Raw genomic sequence first — 15,678 nt, 5'->3', positions numbered from 1 at the left:
CGCCACCGTCGTGGTCGCATCCAGTCACTCATCGCTCGAACTCACCACCTAGGTGTCGCACCCCGGCGGAGTCGACCCACCAGCGCACCCGGTGCACGGTCGTGACACCGGCGCGGGTGACCGACACCTCGAGTCGATCGTGCACCCGAACCAGACCAGCACCCGTCGCGACGCCCCGATCGATGGCGTCGAGCACGGCCGCCGCCGAGTCGTTTGCAGACACTGCGGCCCCCGACGAGACGACCTCGCAGTCGAGTTCGTCTGTGGCCGAGGGGATGTCGAGGATGTCGGCGAGATCTCGGGCCGAGGACGCCTCGACCGGCACCCCGGCGACGACGAGATCAGCGGACGGGAGCACCTGGGCGATCCAGGGGGCATCACACACCAGCGCGGTCTCGGCAACCGCGCCCGAGACGGTGCGCACCCCCACGGGCGGGTCCAGATCGGCCAGGTCGAACACGCCCCGACGGTACGCCGTCACCAGCGCGGCGTGTGCACCTGCGGCCACCCCGGGTGCCACGTCGCGATCCGGGTCGCCCAGGTTGGCCAGCATGATGCTCGCCTGTGCGATCGACTCGACCTGGGTACCGGCCAACGCCGCAGCGAACGCCGCGGCGTCGGGGTGGTCCACCACGTCGACGACACCGGCGAGTGCGTCGTCATCGGGTGAGCGCAGACAGCCCAGCCGGTGGCCGTCGAGTTCGGCGTAGGTGCGCAGCCACCACGCGGTGTAGCCCGCCCGATCGGCCAGCGTCGCCGCGGCACGCGGGTCAGCCACCAGCATCGTCAGCGCGGCCGACCACCGCTGCGGGTCGACGAGGTCGAGGTCGCGCACCGCCACCAGCCGCTGCGGCTCGTCGGACAGCCACTGCCACCACTGCTCTTCGTCGGCCAGATCGTGGTCTGGGCCCACCGGGAACTCGTCGACCAGGACGGTGAACCCGACGCCGACGCCCACCCGTGCCAGCACCTGCGCTCCGTGACGGCGCACCACCTCCGGCGCCACGAACCCGAACGGGTGGTCCTCGATCAACACCTGCGCCAGGGGGCCGTCTGCGATCAGCAGCTCATCGGCCGGGCGGTACCCGCCGTCGGTGTCAGGCAGCAGCAGCCCACCCAGCCAGCTGGGCGTGTCGGCGTCGGGATCGGCGGCCACCAGACCGATCACTGCCTCGGGGTCGACGTCGTCGAGGCTCGCCCGCAACGCCGGGTCGGCCAGCATCTCGGTGACGCTCATCGGCCGCGCACCCAGTCGCTCGACCAGTGGATGCTCGGCGTCGGGGTGCACCATCGGTAGCCAGGAGATCGGTTGCGGCACAGTGTGATCGCGACCGAGCTGGGCAAGCACCAGGCCACGCGCACCCATCGCCATCCGGCCCTCAGCTCGGGGCACCGGGATGGTGGCGATCTCGGCGACCGCATGGTCGTCGGGCACCATCGGGGTCAGGGCCTCGTACAGCTGCGCCCACCACCGCGGCTCGCGGAGCACACCGGTCAGTCGATCGCAGAGCTGCGCCAGGGTCACCTCCTGCACTCCCACTGCCCGCAGCGCACGAATCTGACTGCGGGAGCACAGATCTGGGATCACCAGTCCGTCGATCACCTCGCCCAGCACGGCGGCCAGCGCGTCATCGATGTCGACGATGGCCACCGCCCGACCCGGCCGCACGTCGGCGCCGTCAACGCACGGTATCCACGCCCCCTCGGTGAGATCGGCCAGGACCGCGGTGCGTAGCCGGTCGTCGACCGGTGAGGCCGCGAACCCCGGCCTCGGTACGGCAGCGAGTCGGCGTGCGGGATGCAGCGCCCGCGCCAGCCGGTGGTACCCGATCGCTGCGGTGGCGATGTCGGCGTCGGGGTGCAGGCCGCGCCGGTCCGGGGTGAGGGACACGTCGGCGATGCACAGCGCGGGCAGGGTGAGCGCCACATCGGTCCGGGTGGGTGCCCGCAGCAGCGAATCATGCAGGGGCATCGGGTGATCGGGGGTACCCGGCATCAGCCAGCGCGCATGCTCACCGGTCGTCTGCACCCAGTTCTGCGAGCCGACGCCCACCAGCTCGTGGCCGTCGCGGGCTGCGATCGCGCGCTCGGATCGGTGGCCGTGCACGGTGATCGCGGTCAACGCGGTCAGTTCGAGCAGCAGTTCCCCGACGATCGCCGACACCTCGGCCAGCAGCGTCTCACCGTCGATCCCGGGCCGCAGCGACAAGACCACATCGGTGTCGAACCCGTCCGCCGGGGCGGTGTCGTCGGGCCACGGCAGGCGACGCAACGGGATCTCATCCGGCACCGGAATCTCGTTGGCGACCAACGCCTCTCGGGTCCTGCGGCGACTGAACACCACACCACCGGAGGTGGACCGGATCGCCACCTCATCGGCCACGGCCGACACCGCGGTGAACCCCACCCCGAATCGGCCGACCGTACCGCGATCAGCCTTGCTCGACGCACGCAGCGCCGCAAGCGAACTCACGCCGGCAGCGGTCAACGGGGCTCCGGTATTGGCCACGTGCAGGGCCTGCCCCGAACACCAGATGGCCAGGTGTCCACCGGTGTCGGGGGCGGCATCGGCGGCGTTGGCGGCGAGCTCGGTGAACAACCGGTCTCGATAGCCGATGTGGACCAGCTCGGCTTCGGCGGCGGCGTCCTCGGCGATCCGGGTGGACGACAACCGCCAGGCCTCCAGCACGCCATGGCGGATGGCCGCGGTCCCGAACGGGTCGGGCCCCGACGCGCTCACGCTGCGATCAGACGGTGACGTCGGACGCCTGGGCCGGTTCGCTGTCCTCGGCCGGTGCGTCGACACGCGACTCGGTGTCGGTTGCGGTGGTCTCGAGCTCGGCAGCCTCGGGGGTCTCGGATTCGGGGGTCTCGGGATCGGTGTCGGTCGCGACCTCGGCAGCAGGCGCGGCCGCCTGGTGCTCGGTGGACGCGGCCGGTCGGGCCACCACCTCGATGGCGCCGTCATCGTAGGCGTCGTACGCCGGTGAACCCTCCCCGCTGGGGGCCACCACATCCGAGTGCGCCCCGCAGCCGTAGGAGGAGGCCACCACGCGGCCATCGGCGGCGAACTCGTTGGCGCACACCCCGAAAGCGACCCGCAGACCACCAGCCAGCGGCAGATAGAACCCACACGACCCGCAGGCGAGTTTGCTGGCCGCGGCCATGTCGGCGTCCGGCCCGAAGTCTCCGTCGAACCAGCGCTGCGCGGCGAGGTCACGTCCCTCACGACTGAGCAGCCGCTTGCGACCCAGACCCAGCTCGAGAGCGACCTCGGAGACCTGGTCGTACTCGTCGGCGTCGAGGTAGCTGGTGTCGATGTGGTTGGGCACCAGCCGGATGTCGTCGGCAGGGGCGGCCAACACGTCTCCGGGGCCCAGGTCGCCTGGAGCGATTCGCTCCGCCCACGGCACCCAGGTGGGGGCGACGACGGCGTCGGCGCCGGGAAGCAGGGCGATCTCACTGACGGTGATGGTGGGCTCGATGCCCGGCGCCACGGGGCTGGTGGCCAGGACCGCGCACCAGACCCAGCCGCGATAACCCGCGATGTCGGCCTCGAAATAGTGCGAGACCGTGTAATCACCCTCGACGTCGGCACGCAGATGTCCGCCCACGGCGCTGGGCGCCGAATCGCTGCCGCTGTCGGCCTCGACGGCCGCGCGCGCGAACTCCACCGCCTCGACCAATCGGGCCTCGACGTCGGCAGAGACGGGCTGAATCTCGGTGTCCACGCCTACAGTGTGCCGTACGACGCGCCACGCTGGCGTTACGGGTTGGTGACCTTGATGTCATGGGGAACAATCGAGACCATGCACCGACCCAACGATCGCCGCCCGCCGGGTCCGCCCGAGCGCGGTGGTCGAGACCAGGGTCGTCCGGACGAGCATCCGGGAAATGTCAACTACCCGGTCGACCGCTCCTACCGCCCGACCCGCCCCGTCCCCGCCCCACCGCACACCTCGCGCAATCCTCACCTCGGCCCGTTGCCGCGCGAGCGGGCCGCCCCCCATCGCGTCCCCGCGTCTGCCCCACCCCCGCCCAGCCCGCCTGTCGCACCCACCGATGTGTTCCGGTCGGCCCCGCACCCCGATCCTGCGGCTGTCCCGAAGAAGCTGACCGTCACCCGCGTGGCGGCGCTGCGGGCCCGCGAGCTCAGCGCCCGAGGCGCGGCGTCGATCCATCGGGCGGCCACCGCCGACGGTGCCGACAAGTCCGGGCTGACCGCGCTCACGGTGCCGGTGGTGGTCAACTTCGCCGTCGACGCCGCGATGACCGTGGCCCTGGCCAACACGTTGTTCTTCGCCGCCGCCAGTGCCGAGTCCAAGGGCAAGGTGGCGCTGTACCTGCTGCTGACCATCGCACCGTTCGCGTTCATCGCCCCGCTCATCGGACCGGCCCTGGACCGGCTGCAGCGAGGCCGACGGATCGCCATGGCCACCACGTTCGGGCTACGAGTCCTGTTGGCCATCATCATCATCGTCAACTCCAGCTGGGACCCCCGCAGCGATCAGCTGGTCTACGACCCGTGGGTGCTCTACCCCGCTGCGCTGGGAATGTTGGTGCTGTCCAAGTCTTTCGGCGTGCTCAAGTCGGCGGTCACCCCGCGCGTCCTGCCACCGACCATCGACCTGGTGCGGGTGAACTCGCGGCTGACCACCTTCGGCCTGCTGGGTGGCACCATCGCCGGCGGCGCGGTGGCCGCACTGTTCGAAACCGTCCTGGGTCGTTTTCTGCCCCTGCACATCCCGGGCGCGATGCTGTTCCTGGCCGTCATCGCCGGGTTCGGCGCCATGATGTGTATGCGCATCCCGTCCTGGGTGGAGTCGACAGCGGGCGAGATCCCCGCGACGCTGTCCTATCACGGCGAGCCGGCCGTCGAGCCCGGTCAGATCCGTTCGCGGACAAAGACTTTCACCGCCACGGCGCTGGCCACCATGCGACAGCCGTTGGGGCGGACCGTGCTGACCGGCCTCTGGGGCAACGGGACCATCCGCATCCTCACCGGATTCCTCACTCTCTACATCGCCTTCTACGCCAAGTCCAACCCCTCGGGACAGTCCGGTGGGATGCAGCTGCTGCTCCTGGGATCCGTCGGTGCCGCAGCGGGAATCGGCAACTTCGCCGGTAATGCTCTAGGCACGCGGATGGAGTTGAAGAACCCGCAGCGCATCGTGGTGCTGGTGACCGTCGGCAGCTTCGCGGTGGCTCTGCTCGCCGCGATCTTCGGTTCGGTGGTGGTGGCCGCGTTCGCCGCGTTGATCGCCTCGGGCACCAGCGCCATCGGCAAGGTGTGTCTGGACGCGTCCATCCAGGACGACCTGCCCGACGAGTCACGCGCGTCGGCGTTCGGTCGGTCGGAATCGGTGCTGCAGTTGTGTTGGGTGGCCGGCGCCGCCATGGGCGTGTTGCTGCCGCCCACCCTGTGGATCGGCTTCACCGTGGTGACGGTGGTGATGGCGTTCGGTCTGGCCCAGACCCTGGCCACCAATGCTGCGACCACCCTGGTACCCGGCTTCGGCGGCAACCGGCCCGCGAAAGCGATGCCCACAGGCGGCATTCCCCGACTCGACCCCGACGCCCCCGACGCCGCCGGCGGACGCCCGGTGGCCACCGACAACGGAAAGTAGTCACCGTGCCAACCCTCACCTCCGGCGAGAAGAAGTTCCTGGCCATCGCGACAGTGGTCGGGGTGCTGTTCGTCGCCGTGGTCGGCGGAACCGTCGCCTACCTCAGCGCCGGTGAGAAGAAGGACAAATACCCCTACATCCAGGCGACCAGCGGGAAAGCCACCGTGGCCGTGCCGCCCACGAAGTTCTGCGACGTCACCGACATCACCATCTGTCCCATCGAGGACCGGCAGCCGACCCGTTTCCCGGTACAGGTCGACAGCAACCTGCTGCTGTCACTGTCGCGTGGGTTGTTCGACGCACCGTGGAGCTACGTGGTCGAGTACCTCACCCCGAACGGCTTCGTCACCGAGGTGTCGCGGCTACAGAAGAGCGGCACCCGCTATGCCCTCACCCTGCAATCGCGCCCGGACAAGATCTTGAGCACGGTCGAGATCCAGTTGCCCTCGGCCGCGGTCGATCCCAGCGGGCAGCAGTTGGCGCGCGCGTACTGGGGTCTGGACACCCTGCCGAAGCCGGTTGCCGATCAACTGAAGTGACCGCCGCGTAGCCCTGATGTGACACCCTGACCACGGGGGCCGATGGCCGGGGGAGGCGTGACCGATGGAGGGATGACCCGCGTGGCGCGACCGACGATGAACGACGTCGCCCGACTCGCCGGCGTCAGCCTCAAGACGGTGTCGCGCGTGGTCAACGGTGAGGGCTACATCGCCAGCGCCACCGCCGCACGCGTCGAGGCCGCCATCGCCCAGATCGGCTACCGCCGCAACGAGATCGCGCGTCGGATGCGTCCCGGCCAGGAATCCACCGACCTGGGTCTGCTGATCGGCGACCTACGCAACCCGTTCTTCGGCGGGGTGGCCGCCGCGGTGATCGCCGCCGCCCACGCCGGCGGCTACGGGGTGATGATCGCCAGCGTCGACGAAGACCCGACCGCCGAGCGGCACGCCGTCGAAGGACTGATCAGCCGACAGGTCGCCGGGCTGTTGTTGGTGGCCGGCGGCGAGGACTTCGGGTTCCTGGCCGACGAGATCGGGCTGGGCACACCGGTGGTGTTCCTCGACCGTCCCGCGGCCGGCCTGGAGGCCGACGAGGTGGTGTTGGCCAACGAGGCCGGGGCGCGCGAGGGCACCGAACACCTTCTCGCCGGCGGCTTCACGCGCATCGCGATCATCGTGGCCGCCAGTCGCCACTCCACCGGCGAACGTCTGCGGGGCTACCGCAACGCGATCTCCGCGGCGCTGGGCGAGGTGGACGAATCACTGATCGTGCAGTTGGACAAGGGATCTGCCGAGGAAGCCGAGGCCGCTGCCCGCACCCTGCTCGCCGCACCCAACCCGCCCGACGCGGTGTTCGCCACCACCGGATTCGTCACGCTGGGTCTGCTGCGCGCCCTCGACGGTCGCACCGACATCGGGATCGTCGGCTTCGACGATCTGCCCCTGGCCGACATGCTCCCGGTACCCGTGACGGTGCTCAGCAGCGAACCCACCGAGCTGGGAACCCTGGGCGTACGAACGTTGTTCGACCGGATCGACGGCGACACCACGCCACCGCGGCACCACGAGATCCAACCGCGGCTGGTGGTGCGCAGTAGTGGTAGGCCGCGTTCGCCTTGAACATCAGCCGAAGGTGAGGGCTCCGGTCATGGCGCCCAACACGTTCTGCGCCGACATCGTCGAACGATCGAACGTGGCCACCCGCTGCCCGAGTCGCAACACCTCGATCCGGTCGGCCACCTCGAACACGAACGGGATGTTGTGGCTGATCAGAACGACCGAGATACCCGACGCGCGAACGGATTCGATCAGCGCACCCACCCGCTCGGTCTGCACCACACCCAACGCCGCAGTCGGCTCGTCCATCAGCACCACCCGATGGGCCCACCGCACCGCGCGTCCCACGGCCACACCCTGGCGCTGACCACCTGACATGGTGGCCACCTGCACGGTGGTGTCCTGGATACCGACGCCCAGGGAGGCGAACGCCTCGTCGGCCTCGCGCCGCATCCGCCGCTTGTCCAACACCCCCAACCGGCCCAGGATGCCCGGCCGCATCAGCTCGCGGCCGAGGAACAGGTTGGCGCTGGGGTCGAGGTCGGGAGCCAGGGCGAGGTCTTGGTACACCGTCTCGATGCCGTGGGCACGCGCGTCGCGCGGACTGGACAACGACACCGGTCGACCGTCGATCAGGATCTGACCGGAGTCGGGCGAGATGACCCCCGAGATCGACTTGATCATGGTGGACTTACCGGCCCCGTTGTCACCGACGAGCGCAACCACCTCGTTGCGGTTGACCGTGAGGTCAGCTCCCCGCAGGGCCTGCACTGTCCCGTAGGTCTTGGTGATCCCGCGGACCTCGAGAACGGGGACATCCCCGTGCGCCGCTTGTCCGGGCGCCGCTTGTCCGGGCGCCGCTGTCGGGTCAACTGCCTGGCCCATGGCCTGCTCCTGTCTGGTCGCGCCGCCGCCGCCGATGACGTCGGATGACAACGTTGCCATGATCCTGACGTGCGCACCGCGTCGCGTCAACGGGCGGCCGCGAGCAGCCGGTCGCCGTCGGGCGTTGACCGCAGATGTGAGGTCGGATACATTTTCGCATGGAAATGTGACAACGCTGTCATATGGTGGTCACGCCACCGGGACTGGGGAGCAATGAGCGAGCAGGTCGACCAGACGACGGCGCACGACGACCCGAACGCCGAACCGGACACCGACCCAGGCTCCGCACCCGACACCGCGCGCACTCGCCAGCAGTCAGTCGCTCGCTGGCTCCGCCAGCAGTCAGTCGCTCGCTGGCTGCGCCAGCAGTCAGTCGCTCGCTGGCTCCGCCAGCAGTGGGCTCTGGGGGTCCTCGTCATCCTCATCGCCGTCTTCGGCATCACCCACCCCAACGCGTTCCTCTCCGGCGACAACCTCACGAGCATCGCGGTCAACGCATCGGGCTACCTCATCGTGGCCATCGGAATGACCTTCGTCATCACCATCGCCGGCATCGACCTCGGCGTCGGATCGGTGCTGGTCTTCGCCGGGGTGCTCAGCGTCAAGGCCATGGTCGCCATCGGCGGCAGCGGCATAGCCACCATGGCCGTCGGACTCGTCGTCGCGCTCATCGCCGGTGCCGCCTGGGGCCTCATCGGCGGGCTCGTCATCACCCGCACCGCAGTGCAACCCCTCATCGCCACCCTTGGCACCCTCTTCGCCGCACTGGGATTGGCGCAGGTCATCACCGGCGGCGTCGACCTGACCGGAGTCCCCGCCGGGCTGGTCAGCGGGCTGGGATTCGGCACGGTGCTCGGTGTTCCGTACACGGTGCTGCTCGGGCTCGCGGTGGCCGCGGTCGGCGGATTCGTGATGAACCAGACCAGGTTCGGGCGCCACACCAGCGCCATCGGATCCAACGAAGAAGCCGCTCGCCGTGCCGCCATCAACGTCTCACGCCACGTCACCTCCATCTACGTGCTGTGCGGGATGCTGGCCGGCCTCGCCGGATTCGTCTCGCTGGCACGGTTTTCCACCACCACCATCAACGGCCACCAGACCGACATGCTGCAGGCGGTGCTGGCGGTGGTCATCGGCGGCACCAGCCTCAGCGGCGGCGTCGCCCGGATGGCCGGCACCGTGATCGGCGTCTGCATCCCAGCCACCCTGCAGTCGGGATTCGTGATCGTGGGCATCCAACCGTTCTGGCAGAACGTCGCCATGGGCCTGGCCCTGGTGGTCGTCGTCGCCATCGACCAACGTCGTCGCCTGGCCCTCAACACCCGATGAACAAAGGAAAGATCATGAGACGCACCACCATTGCCCTGACCATGGTGTCGGTAACTGCACTCGCGCTCACCGGCTGCAGTTCCGACTCCGGTTCCACGGGCAAACCCAAGGTCACCTTCATCCAGGGCGTGTCCAACGATCCCTTCTATCAGAGCATGGCGTGCGGGGCGAAGGCCGAAGCCGCCAAGATCGGGGTGGACCTCAACGTCCAGGGCGCCAACAACTGGGACGTGAGCCTGCAGACCCCCATCGTGCAGAGCGCGATCGCCGCCAAACCCCGGGTGTTGTTCATCGCCCCCAACGACGCCACCGGCATGGTGGCACCGCTGCGCACCGCAAAGGCGGCCGGCATCAAGGTCGCCACCGTCGACACCACCATCAAAGACACCGGGCTGCTCTCCTACCGGATCGCCACCGACAACGTGGCCGCCGGAGCTGCGGCCGCCGACGCCCTGGCCAAGCTGATCGGCGAGAAGGGCGACGTGTTACTGGTCGGCGAACAGCCCGGCGTGACCACCGCAGTGCAGCGCGCACAGGGCTTCCGCGACCAACTCAAGAAGTATCCGAACATCACCTACGTGGGCAATGTCTTCACCAACACCGGTGGTGTGTCCGGGATCTCGGCTCTGGTGTCATCCAAGATCGCCGCCACCCCCAACCTCGCCGGGGTGTTCGCGCTGGCCACCGACCAGAGCCAGGGCACCAACAACGCGGTTCGCGCCGCCGGAAAATCCGGCGCGATCAAGGTGATCGGCTTCGACGCCGGCGCCACGCAGGTCGATCAACTCAAGCAGGGTGTGGTGCAGGCACTGGTGGCCCAGATGCCCACCGAAATAGGACGTCTCGCCGTCCAACAGGCCAAGGCCATCGTCGACGGCAAGAAGCCCGCCGAGGTGACCGGCACCGGGACCACGATCATCACCGCCGACAACGTCGGCAACCCCGAGACTGCCAAGTACCTCTACTCCTCCACCTGCTGAGACGGCATGCATGACGACAGGATCAGCACCGAAGGACGCCTGACCCGATTCGTCCGCGACCACCTCGACCCGAACCTCTACCGGCACCGGCTGCCGTTGGCGGTCTCGGCGTGGGAGGTCGACGGCGAACCCGTTGCGGTGACCGACGCAGTGCACCAACAGTTCTCACCCTTCTGCATCGGCGATCGCTGGGGCGCACCCTGGACCACCACCTGGTTTCGGTTCACCGCCACCATCCCCGCCCACTGGGATCTCGGGGTCGGGCCGTTGGAGGCGGTCATCGATCTGGGCTTCGACACCGTCAACCCGGGCTTTCAGTCCGAAGGCCTGGCGTTCGACCTCGACGGACGGCCCATCAAGGGCGTGTCCCCGATGAACCGGTACGTGCCGCTGGCGGGAAACCCGGGCGACCCGGTGGCGTTCCTGCTCGAGGCCGCCGGAAACCCTGACATCGCCAAGGAATTCGACTTCCTGCCCACATCGCTGGGTGATCCGGCCACCGCCGGTCACGAACCCCGCTACCGGCTGGCCACCGCCGATCTCGCCGTGCTCGACACCACGGTCTGGGAGCTGCGTCAAGACATCGCAGTGCTCGACGGCCTGATGCGTCAGCTGCCCACCGACCGACCCCGACGCGCGGTCATCATGCGCGCGCTGGAACAGATGCTCGACACCCTCGACCCCGACGACATCGCCGGTACCGCCGCAGCCGCGCGCGATGTGGTGGCCCCGGCGCTGCACGCACCCGCCGACGCCAGCGCACACCGGCTCTACGCGGTGGGCCACGCCCACATCGACTCGGCGTGGTTGTGGCCGGTCCGCGAGACCATCCGCAAATGTGCGCGCACCTTCTCCAACGTGTTGGCGCTGATGGACGACGACCCCGACTTCGTGTTCGCGTGTTCGTCGGCCCAGCAGCTCACCTGGATCAAGGAGCGTTATCCCGCGCTCTTCGAACGGATCCGAGCGAAAGTCGCCGACGGACAGTTCGTCCCGGTGGGCGGCATGTGGGTGGAGTCGGACACCAACATGGTCGGCGGTGAGGCGATGGCCCGACAACTGTTGGTGGGCAAGACCTTCTTCCTCGACGAGTTCGGGGTGGAATGCGAGGAGGTGTGGTTGCCCGACTCGTTCGGCTACTCGGCGTCGCTACCGGGCATCTTCCGCGCCGCCGGTGCGCGCTGGTTCCTCACCCAGAAGATCTCCTGGAACACCACCAATCGCATGCCGCACCACACGTTCTGGTGGGAGGGCATCGACGGCAGCCGCATCTTCACCCACTTTCCACCGGTCGACAAGTACAACTCCGACCTCGGGGCCGCCGATCTGGCCCACGCCCAACGCAACTACGCCGAACACGGTCACGGCTCGATGTCATTGGTGCCCTACGGCTGGGGCGACGGCGGCGGTGGACCGACCCGGGAGATGACCGCGGTCGCGGCGCGCACCCGATCGCTGGAGGGGTCACCCAGCGTCCGAACCGCCTCCCCGCACACGTTCTTCCTCGATGCCCAGGCCGAGTATCCCGACCCCCCGGTGTGGTTGGGCGAGATGTACCTGGAGTCCCACCGCGGCACCTACACCTCACAGTCACGCACCAAGCAGGGCAACCGGCGCAGCGAACACCTGCTGCGCGAGGCCGAGCTGTGGTGCACCACCGCGATGGTCGTCCTCGGTGCGCCTTATCCCCACGAGCGACTGGACCGGATCTGGAAACTGGTTCTGCTGCAACAGTTCCACGACATCTTGCCCGGCTCGTCGATCGCCTGGGTACACCGGGAGGCCGAACGCAACTACGCCGCGATCACCGCCGAACTCGACGAGTTGATCACCACCACCCTGGCGCAGTTGGTGGGCTCGGGCGAGGTGGCACTGCAGGCCAACGCCGCCGCCCACCCCCGCGACGGGGTGGCTGCCGGCGCCATCGGCATCGCTGCCCCGCACCCTGAAGGCACCACCACGGTGACCGAACACGGCGACGATCTGGTGATCGACAACGGTGCGCTGCGGCTGGTGGTGGACCGGCGCGGCCTGATCACCTCCTGGTTCGACATCGGTGCCGCCCGCGAGGTGATCGCGCCCGGACAGGTGGGCAACCTACTGCAGGTCCACCGCGACACCCCCAACGAATGGGACGCCTGGGACATCGACGCCCACTATCGGCGCACGGTCACCGACCTCACCGATCTGGACTCGATGGAGGTGGTACACAACGACATCGGGGTGACACTGCGCCTGTGTCGTAGCTTCGGCGCGAGCACCATCGAGCAGGACGTGGTGATCACCACCGGCACCACCGAGGTCGGGATTCTCACCACCGTCGACTGGCACGAACGACAGAAACTGCTCAAACTCGGGTTCGCGTTCGACGTGGCATGCGAGCGATTCGCCTCCGAGGTCGGGTTCGGTCACGTCTTTCGGCCCACCCACGCCAACACCTCCTGGGACGCCGCGAAATTCGAGACCTGCGCTCAGCGCTGGATCCACCTCGGCGAGCCGGGTTTCGGCGTGGCCATCGCCAACGATTCGACGTACGGTCATGACGTGACCCGGTGCCAGACCACGACGACGGCTCGGGTGTCCCTGCTGCGTGCACCCCTGTATCCCGACCCCGACGCCGATCAGGGCACGCACCGGTTCGGGTTGTCGATCACATCCGGGGCCGAGATCGTCGACGCGGTGCGCAGCGGGTATGCGATCAACCTTCGGCAACGCAGGATTTCCGGTGCGCGCGTGGTCGATCCGCTGATCTCGGTGGACAACCCGGGGGTGGTCGTCGAGGCGGTGAAGGCGGCCGCCGACGGCAGCGGCGACGTGGTGGTGCGGTGCTACGAGTCGCTCGGTGCCCGGGCGCGGGCACAGATCAGCGCCGGGTTTGGTCTTACGCAGGCCGTACGTACTGATCTGTTGGAGCGTCCACTGCCCGAGGCCGCGGTGGAGATCTCGCCGGAGCGTTCGATGTCATTGACGTTGCGGCCCTTCGAGATCGTGACGCTGCGTCTGCGGCGATCCTGAGAGAACCGGCCGTGACCGAAGCGGTACTCGCCGTCGATCTGGGCGGCACCAAGGTCGAAGCCGGTCTGGTCACCGCGGATGGGGCGGTGCTCACCGACAGTCGTCGCCGAGGTGCCACCGGCGCCCGGGCGAGCGCGCACGAGCTGGCCGCGGTGATCGGCGACACCGTGCGTGCCGCGCGCACGAGCCACCCGCAGGTGGACGTGATCGGGGTGGGGATCGCCGCACCCGGCCCGGTGAACGAGATCGACGGACAGGTGGTGCCGATCAATCTGCCTGTGCTGGAGGGGTTTGCGCTGCGCACTGTGATCGCCCGCGCCGCGGGGGCCGACGAATCCGAGGTGGAGTTCCGGCGTGACGGGGTGGCCGTGGCGTTGGGTGAACACTGGCTGGGCGCGGCCCGCGGAGCAGATCATGCGCTGGTGCTGGTCATCTCCACCGGCATCGGCGGCGGACTGATCGTCAACGGGACACCGTTGGGCGGCAACGCCGGACACATCGGTCAGATGGAGATCTCCGGAGTCACCGGCGCAGACTGTCTGGGCCGCACCACGATGCTCGAATCGGTCGCCTCGGGTCCCAACACTGTGGCGTGGGCTGTGGAGCAGGGGTTCTCCGGTGCCACCGGTGAGGATCTCGCCGTGGCCTACGCCGCCGGTGACCCGATCGCGCAGGCCGCGGTGGTGCGCTGCGCCAACGCCGTCGGCCAGGCCATCGGCAGCGCGATCGCGTTGGTCCCAGTCCAGGTGGTGGCCATCGGAGGCGGATTCACCAGGGTGAGCACCGATCTGGTCGACCTGATCGCCGCCGAGGTGGCCCGCCATCCGCTGCCGTATGTCGCCGAGGTACCGGTGGTGGGGGCCGGGTTGGGCGCGGACGCACCACTGATCGGGGCGGCGGCACTGATCTATCGACGCCAGACCCTGCCCCCACGCCGGTGACGATGCTCGGCGTGCGGGGGGGTCAGTTCTCCAGTTCGCGGGCCACCGCGCGCACCACTTCGGAGATGCGCTGGGCGGTCTTGCGGTCGGGGTAGCGCCCCTTGCGCAGGTCCGGTTGCACCTTGGCCTCGAGCAAGGTGATCAGGTCGGCCACCATGCCGTGCAACTCGTCGGGACTGTGCTTTTTGGCGTTCTCCTTGGCGGCCTCACGCACATTCTTGGCCACACTCGGGGCCGGGTCGAGCACCTTCACCGACAGCGCCTGCGGTCCGCGGCGCCCTGCGGCCATGCCGAACTCGACCCGCTGGCCGGGTTTGAGACCGTCCACACCGGCGGGAAGCGCACTCGATCGGACGTAGACGTCCTCGCCGTCCTCCTGAGACAGGAAGCCGAAGCCCTTCTCGGTGTCGTACCACTTCACTTTGCCGGTAGGCACTGCCGTCACCCTTTCACAACGAAAAGCGCCCCGAAGACGGACCGTGTTGACCATCCCAGGACGCGCTACGGCAGCATTCTACAGCTCAGATGTCGATGGATTGACCTGTACTCGACGCAGCTCACACACTCGGCTGGGCGGCGGCTGACCCGCTGATCTACCGTCGTCGTATGCAGCAACAGCGCAGCGACCGCCTGCTCCGCGCGGCGATCGCCTTCTTCGTGGTCGGACTGGTCTCGATCGCCATCATGTTCATCGTCCCGGCCGTCACCGGTGGCGACGAACGAGCCCCGATCGTGGTCTCGCTGCTCACCAACTGCGCCCCGATCGGATTCGTGCTCGGACTGATCTACGCCCTTCGCTCGGGTCGGCGCCAACGATGAGCACCCCGGCCACCCTGACCCCCGTCGCCGACGGCTCGGCACTCCGCAACGCCTACAGCTGTTTTCCCACCGGAGTCGTCGCGGTGTGCGCGGTGATCAACGGGGTGCCGGTGGGCATCGCGGCGAGCTCGTTTGCCACCGTCTCCCTCGATCCGCCCCTGGTGTCGCTGTGTGTGCAGCACACCTCCTCCACCTGGCCACGACTGCGCGCCGCCACCGCGATCGGGGTCAGTGTGTTCGCCGCCGGGCAGGATCGCCTGTGCACGCAGCTCGCCGGACCGGCCCCGCAACGCTTCGACGGCATCGACCCGGTGATCGACGATCACGGCGCGGTGTTCATCCCCGGCGCTGCGGCGATGTTGTCGTGCCGCCTGTACAACGAGTTCCCCACCGGCGACCACAATCTGGTGCTGCTGGAGATCTCAGCTCTGCGCGCCGACCCCGCGATCGAACCCCTGGTCTTCCACGCCAGCACGTTCCGCGCGCTGGAGGTCCGTGGCTGAGGGTCCCCGCGGCTAGGCTGGTG

13 protein-coding genes are annotated in these 15,678 nt (G+C 68.7%); 9 read left to right on the top strand and 4 right to left on the bottom strand.

From position 1 onward, the window contains the following. Positions 1–28: 28 nt before the first annotated feature. Positions 29–2,740: a sacsin N-terminal ATP-binding-like domain-containing protein gene (locus KIK15_RS06455; protein WP_214243379.1), complete on the bottom strand. Its 2,712-nt coding sequence runs from the start codon at positions 2,738–2,740 to the stop codon at positions 29–31. Between the two features lie 7 nt (positions 2,741–2,747). Beyond that, on the bottom strand, positions 2,748–3,731 hold the full coding sequence (locus KIK15_RS06450) for a DUF3027 domain-containing protein (RefSeq protein ID WP_374222825.1): 984 nt from the start codon (positions 3,729–3,731) through the stop codon (positions 2,748–2,750). 78 nt (positions 3,732–3,809) lie between these two features. Here KIK15_RS06450 and KIK15_RS06445 point away from each other — a divergent pair, with 78 nt between their 5' ends. Genes KIK15_RS06445 through KIK15_RS06435 form a run of 3 tightly spaced genes read left to right on the top strand, consistent with a single transcriptional unit; the run spans position 3,810 to position 7,246 of the window. Next, entirely contained in the window at positions 3,810–5,627 is a 1,818-nt protein-coding gene (locus KIK15_RS06445; protein ID WP_214243378.1) for an MFS transporter, read from the top strand. Positions 5,628–5,632: 5 nt separating this feature from the next. Then, a complete protein-coding gene (locus tag KIK15_RS06440) occupies positions 5,633–6,166 on the top strand; it encodes a DUF2771 family protein (protein ID WP_214243377.1) in 534 nt (177 codons plus the stop codon). Positions 6,167–6,223: 57 nt separating this feature from the next. Beyond that, a complete protein-coding gene (locus KIK15_RS06435) occupies positions 6,224–7,246 on the top strand; it encodes a LacI family DNA-binding transcriptional regulator (RefSeq protein WP_214243376.1) in 1,023 nt (340 codons plus the stop codon). Between the two features lie 3 nt (positions 7,247–7,249). Here the strand turns inward: KIK15_RS06435 and KIK15_RS06430 are convergent, their stop codons facing one another. Then, positions 7,250–8,128: an ATP-binding cassette domain-containing protein gene (locus tag KIK15_RS06430; protein WP_250324279.1), complete on the bottom strand. Its 879-nt coding sequence runs from the start codon at positions 8,126–8,128 to the stop codon at positions 7,250–7,252. 153 nt (positions 8,129–8,281) lie between these two features. On the opposite strand from KIK15_RS06430, the gene KIK15_RS06425 reads away from it, so the two are divergent. From KIK15_RS06425 to KIK15_RS06410, 4 genes are read left to right on the top strand one after another with little or no spacing between them, the layout of a single operon-like run. After that, complete coding sequence (locus tag KIK15_RS06425; protein WP_214243375.1) at positions 8,282–9,397, top strand: ABC transporter permease; 1,116 nt, start codon at positions 8,282–8,284, stop codon at positions 9,395–9,397. Positions 9,398–9,411: 14 nt separating this feature from the next. Further along, the gene (locus tag KIK15_RS06420) at positions 9,412–10,377 is read left to right on the top strand and encodes an ABC transporter substrate-binding protein (RefSeq protein WP_214243374.1); all 966 of its coding nucleotides are present in this window, start codon (positions 9,412–9,414) and stop codon (positions 10,375–10,377) included. A gap of 6 nt (positions 10,378–10,383) precedes the next feature. Next, a complete protein-coding gene (locus KIK15_RS06415; RefSeq protein WP_214243373.1) occupies positions 10,384–13,392 on the top strand; it encodes a glycoside hydrolase family 38 C-terminal domain-containing protein in 3,009 nt (1,002 codons plus the stop codon). Between the two features lie 11 nt (positions 13,393–13,403). After that, positions 13,404–14,333, top strand: coding sequence for an ROK family protein (locus tag KIK15_RS06410; protein WP_214243372.1), 930 nt, complete (start codon positions 13,404–13,406; stop codon positions 14,331–14,333). A gap of 22 nt (positions 14,334–14,355) precedes the next feature. Here KIK15_RS06410 and KIK15_RS06405 read toward each other — a convergent pair whose 3' ends face one another. Beyond that, the gene (locus KIK15_RS06405) at positions 14,356–14,769 is read right to left on the bottom strand and encodes a cold-shock protein (RefSeq protein ID WP_214243371.1); all 414 of its coding nucleotides are present in this window, start codon (positions 14,767–14,769) and stop codon (positions 14,356–14,358) included. 170 nt (positions 14,770–14,939) lie between these two features. On the opposite strand from KIK15_RS06405, the gene KIK15_RS06400 reads away from it, so the two are divergent. Continuing rightward, positions 14,940–15,152, top strand: coding sequence for a hypothetical protein (locus tag KIK15_RS06400; RefSeq protein WP_214243370.1), 213 nt, complete (start codon positions 14,940–14,942; stop codon positions 15,150–15,152). After that, entirely contained in the window at positions 15,149–15,655 is a 507-nt protein-coding gene (locus tag KIK15_RS06395) for a flavin reductase family protein (protein ID WP_214243369.1), read from the top strand. The genes KIK15_RS06400 and KIK15_RS06395 overlap by 4 nt, the downstream gene beginning before the upstream one ends. Positions 15,656–15,678: the final 23 nt, after the last annotated feature.

Source organism: Williamsia sp. CHRR-6 (assembly GCF_018474015.1).
GTDB lineage: Bacteria > Actinomycetota > Actinomycetes > Mycobacteriales > Mycobacteriaceae > Williamsia_A.
Note: the sequence above shows the minus strand (reverse complement) of the source record. Positions and strands in the feature narration are given on the sequence as shown.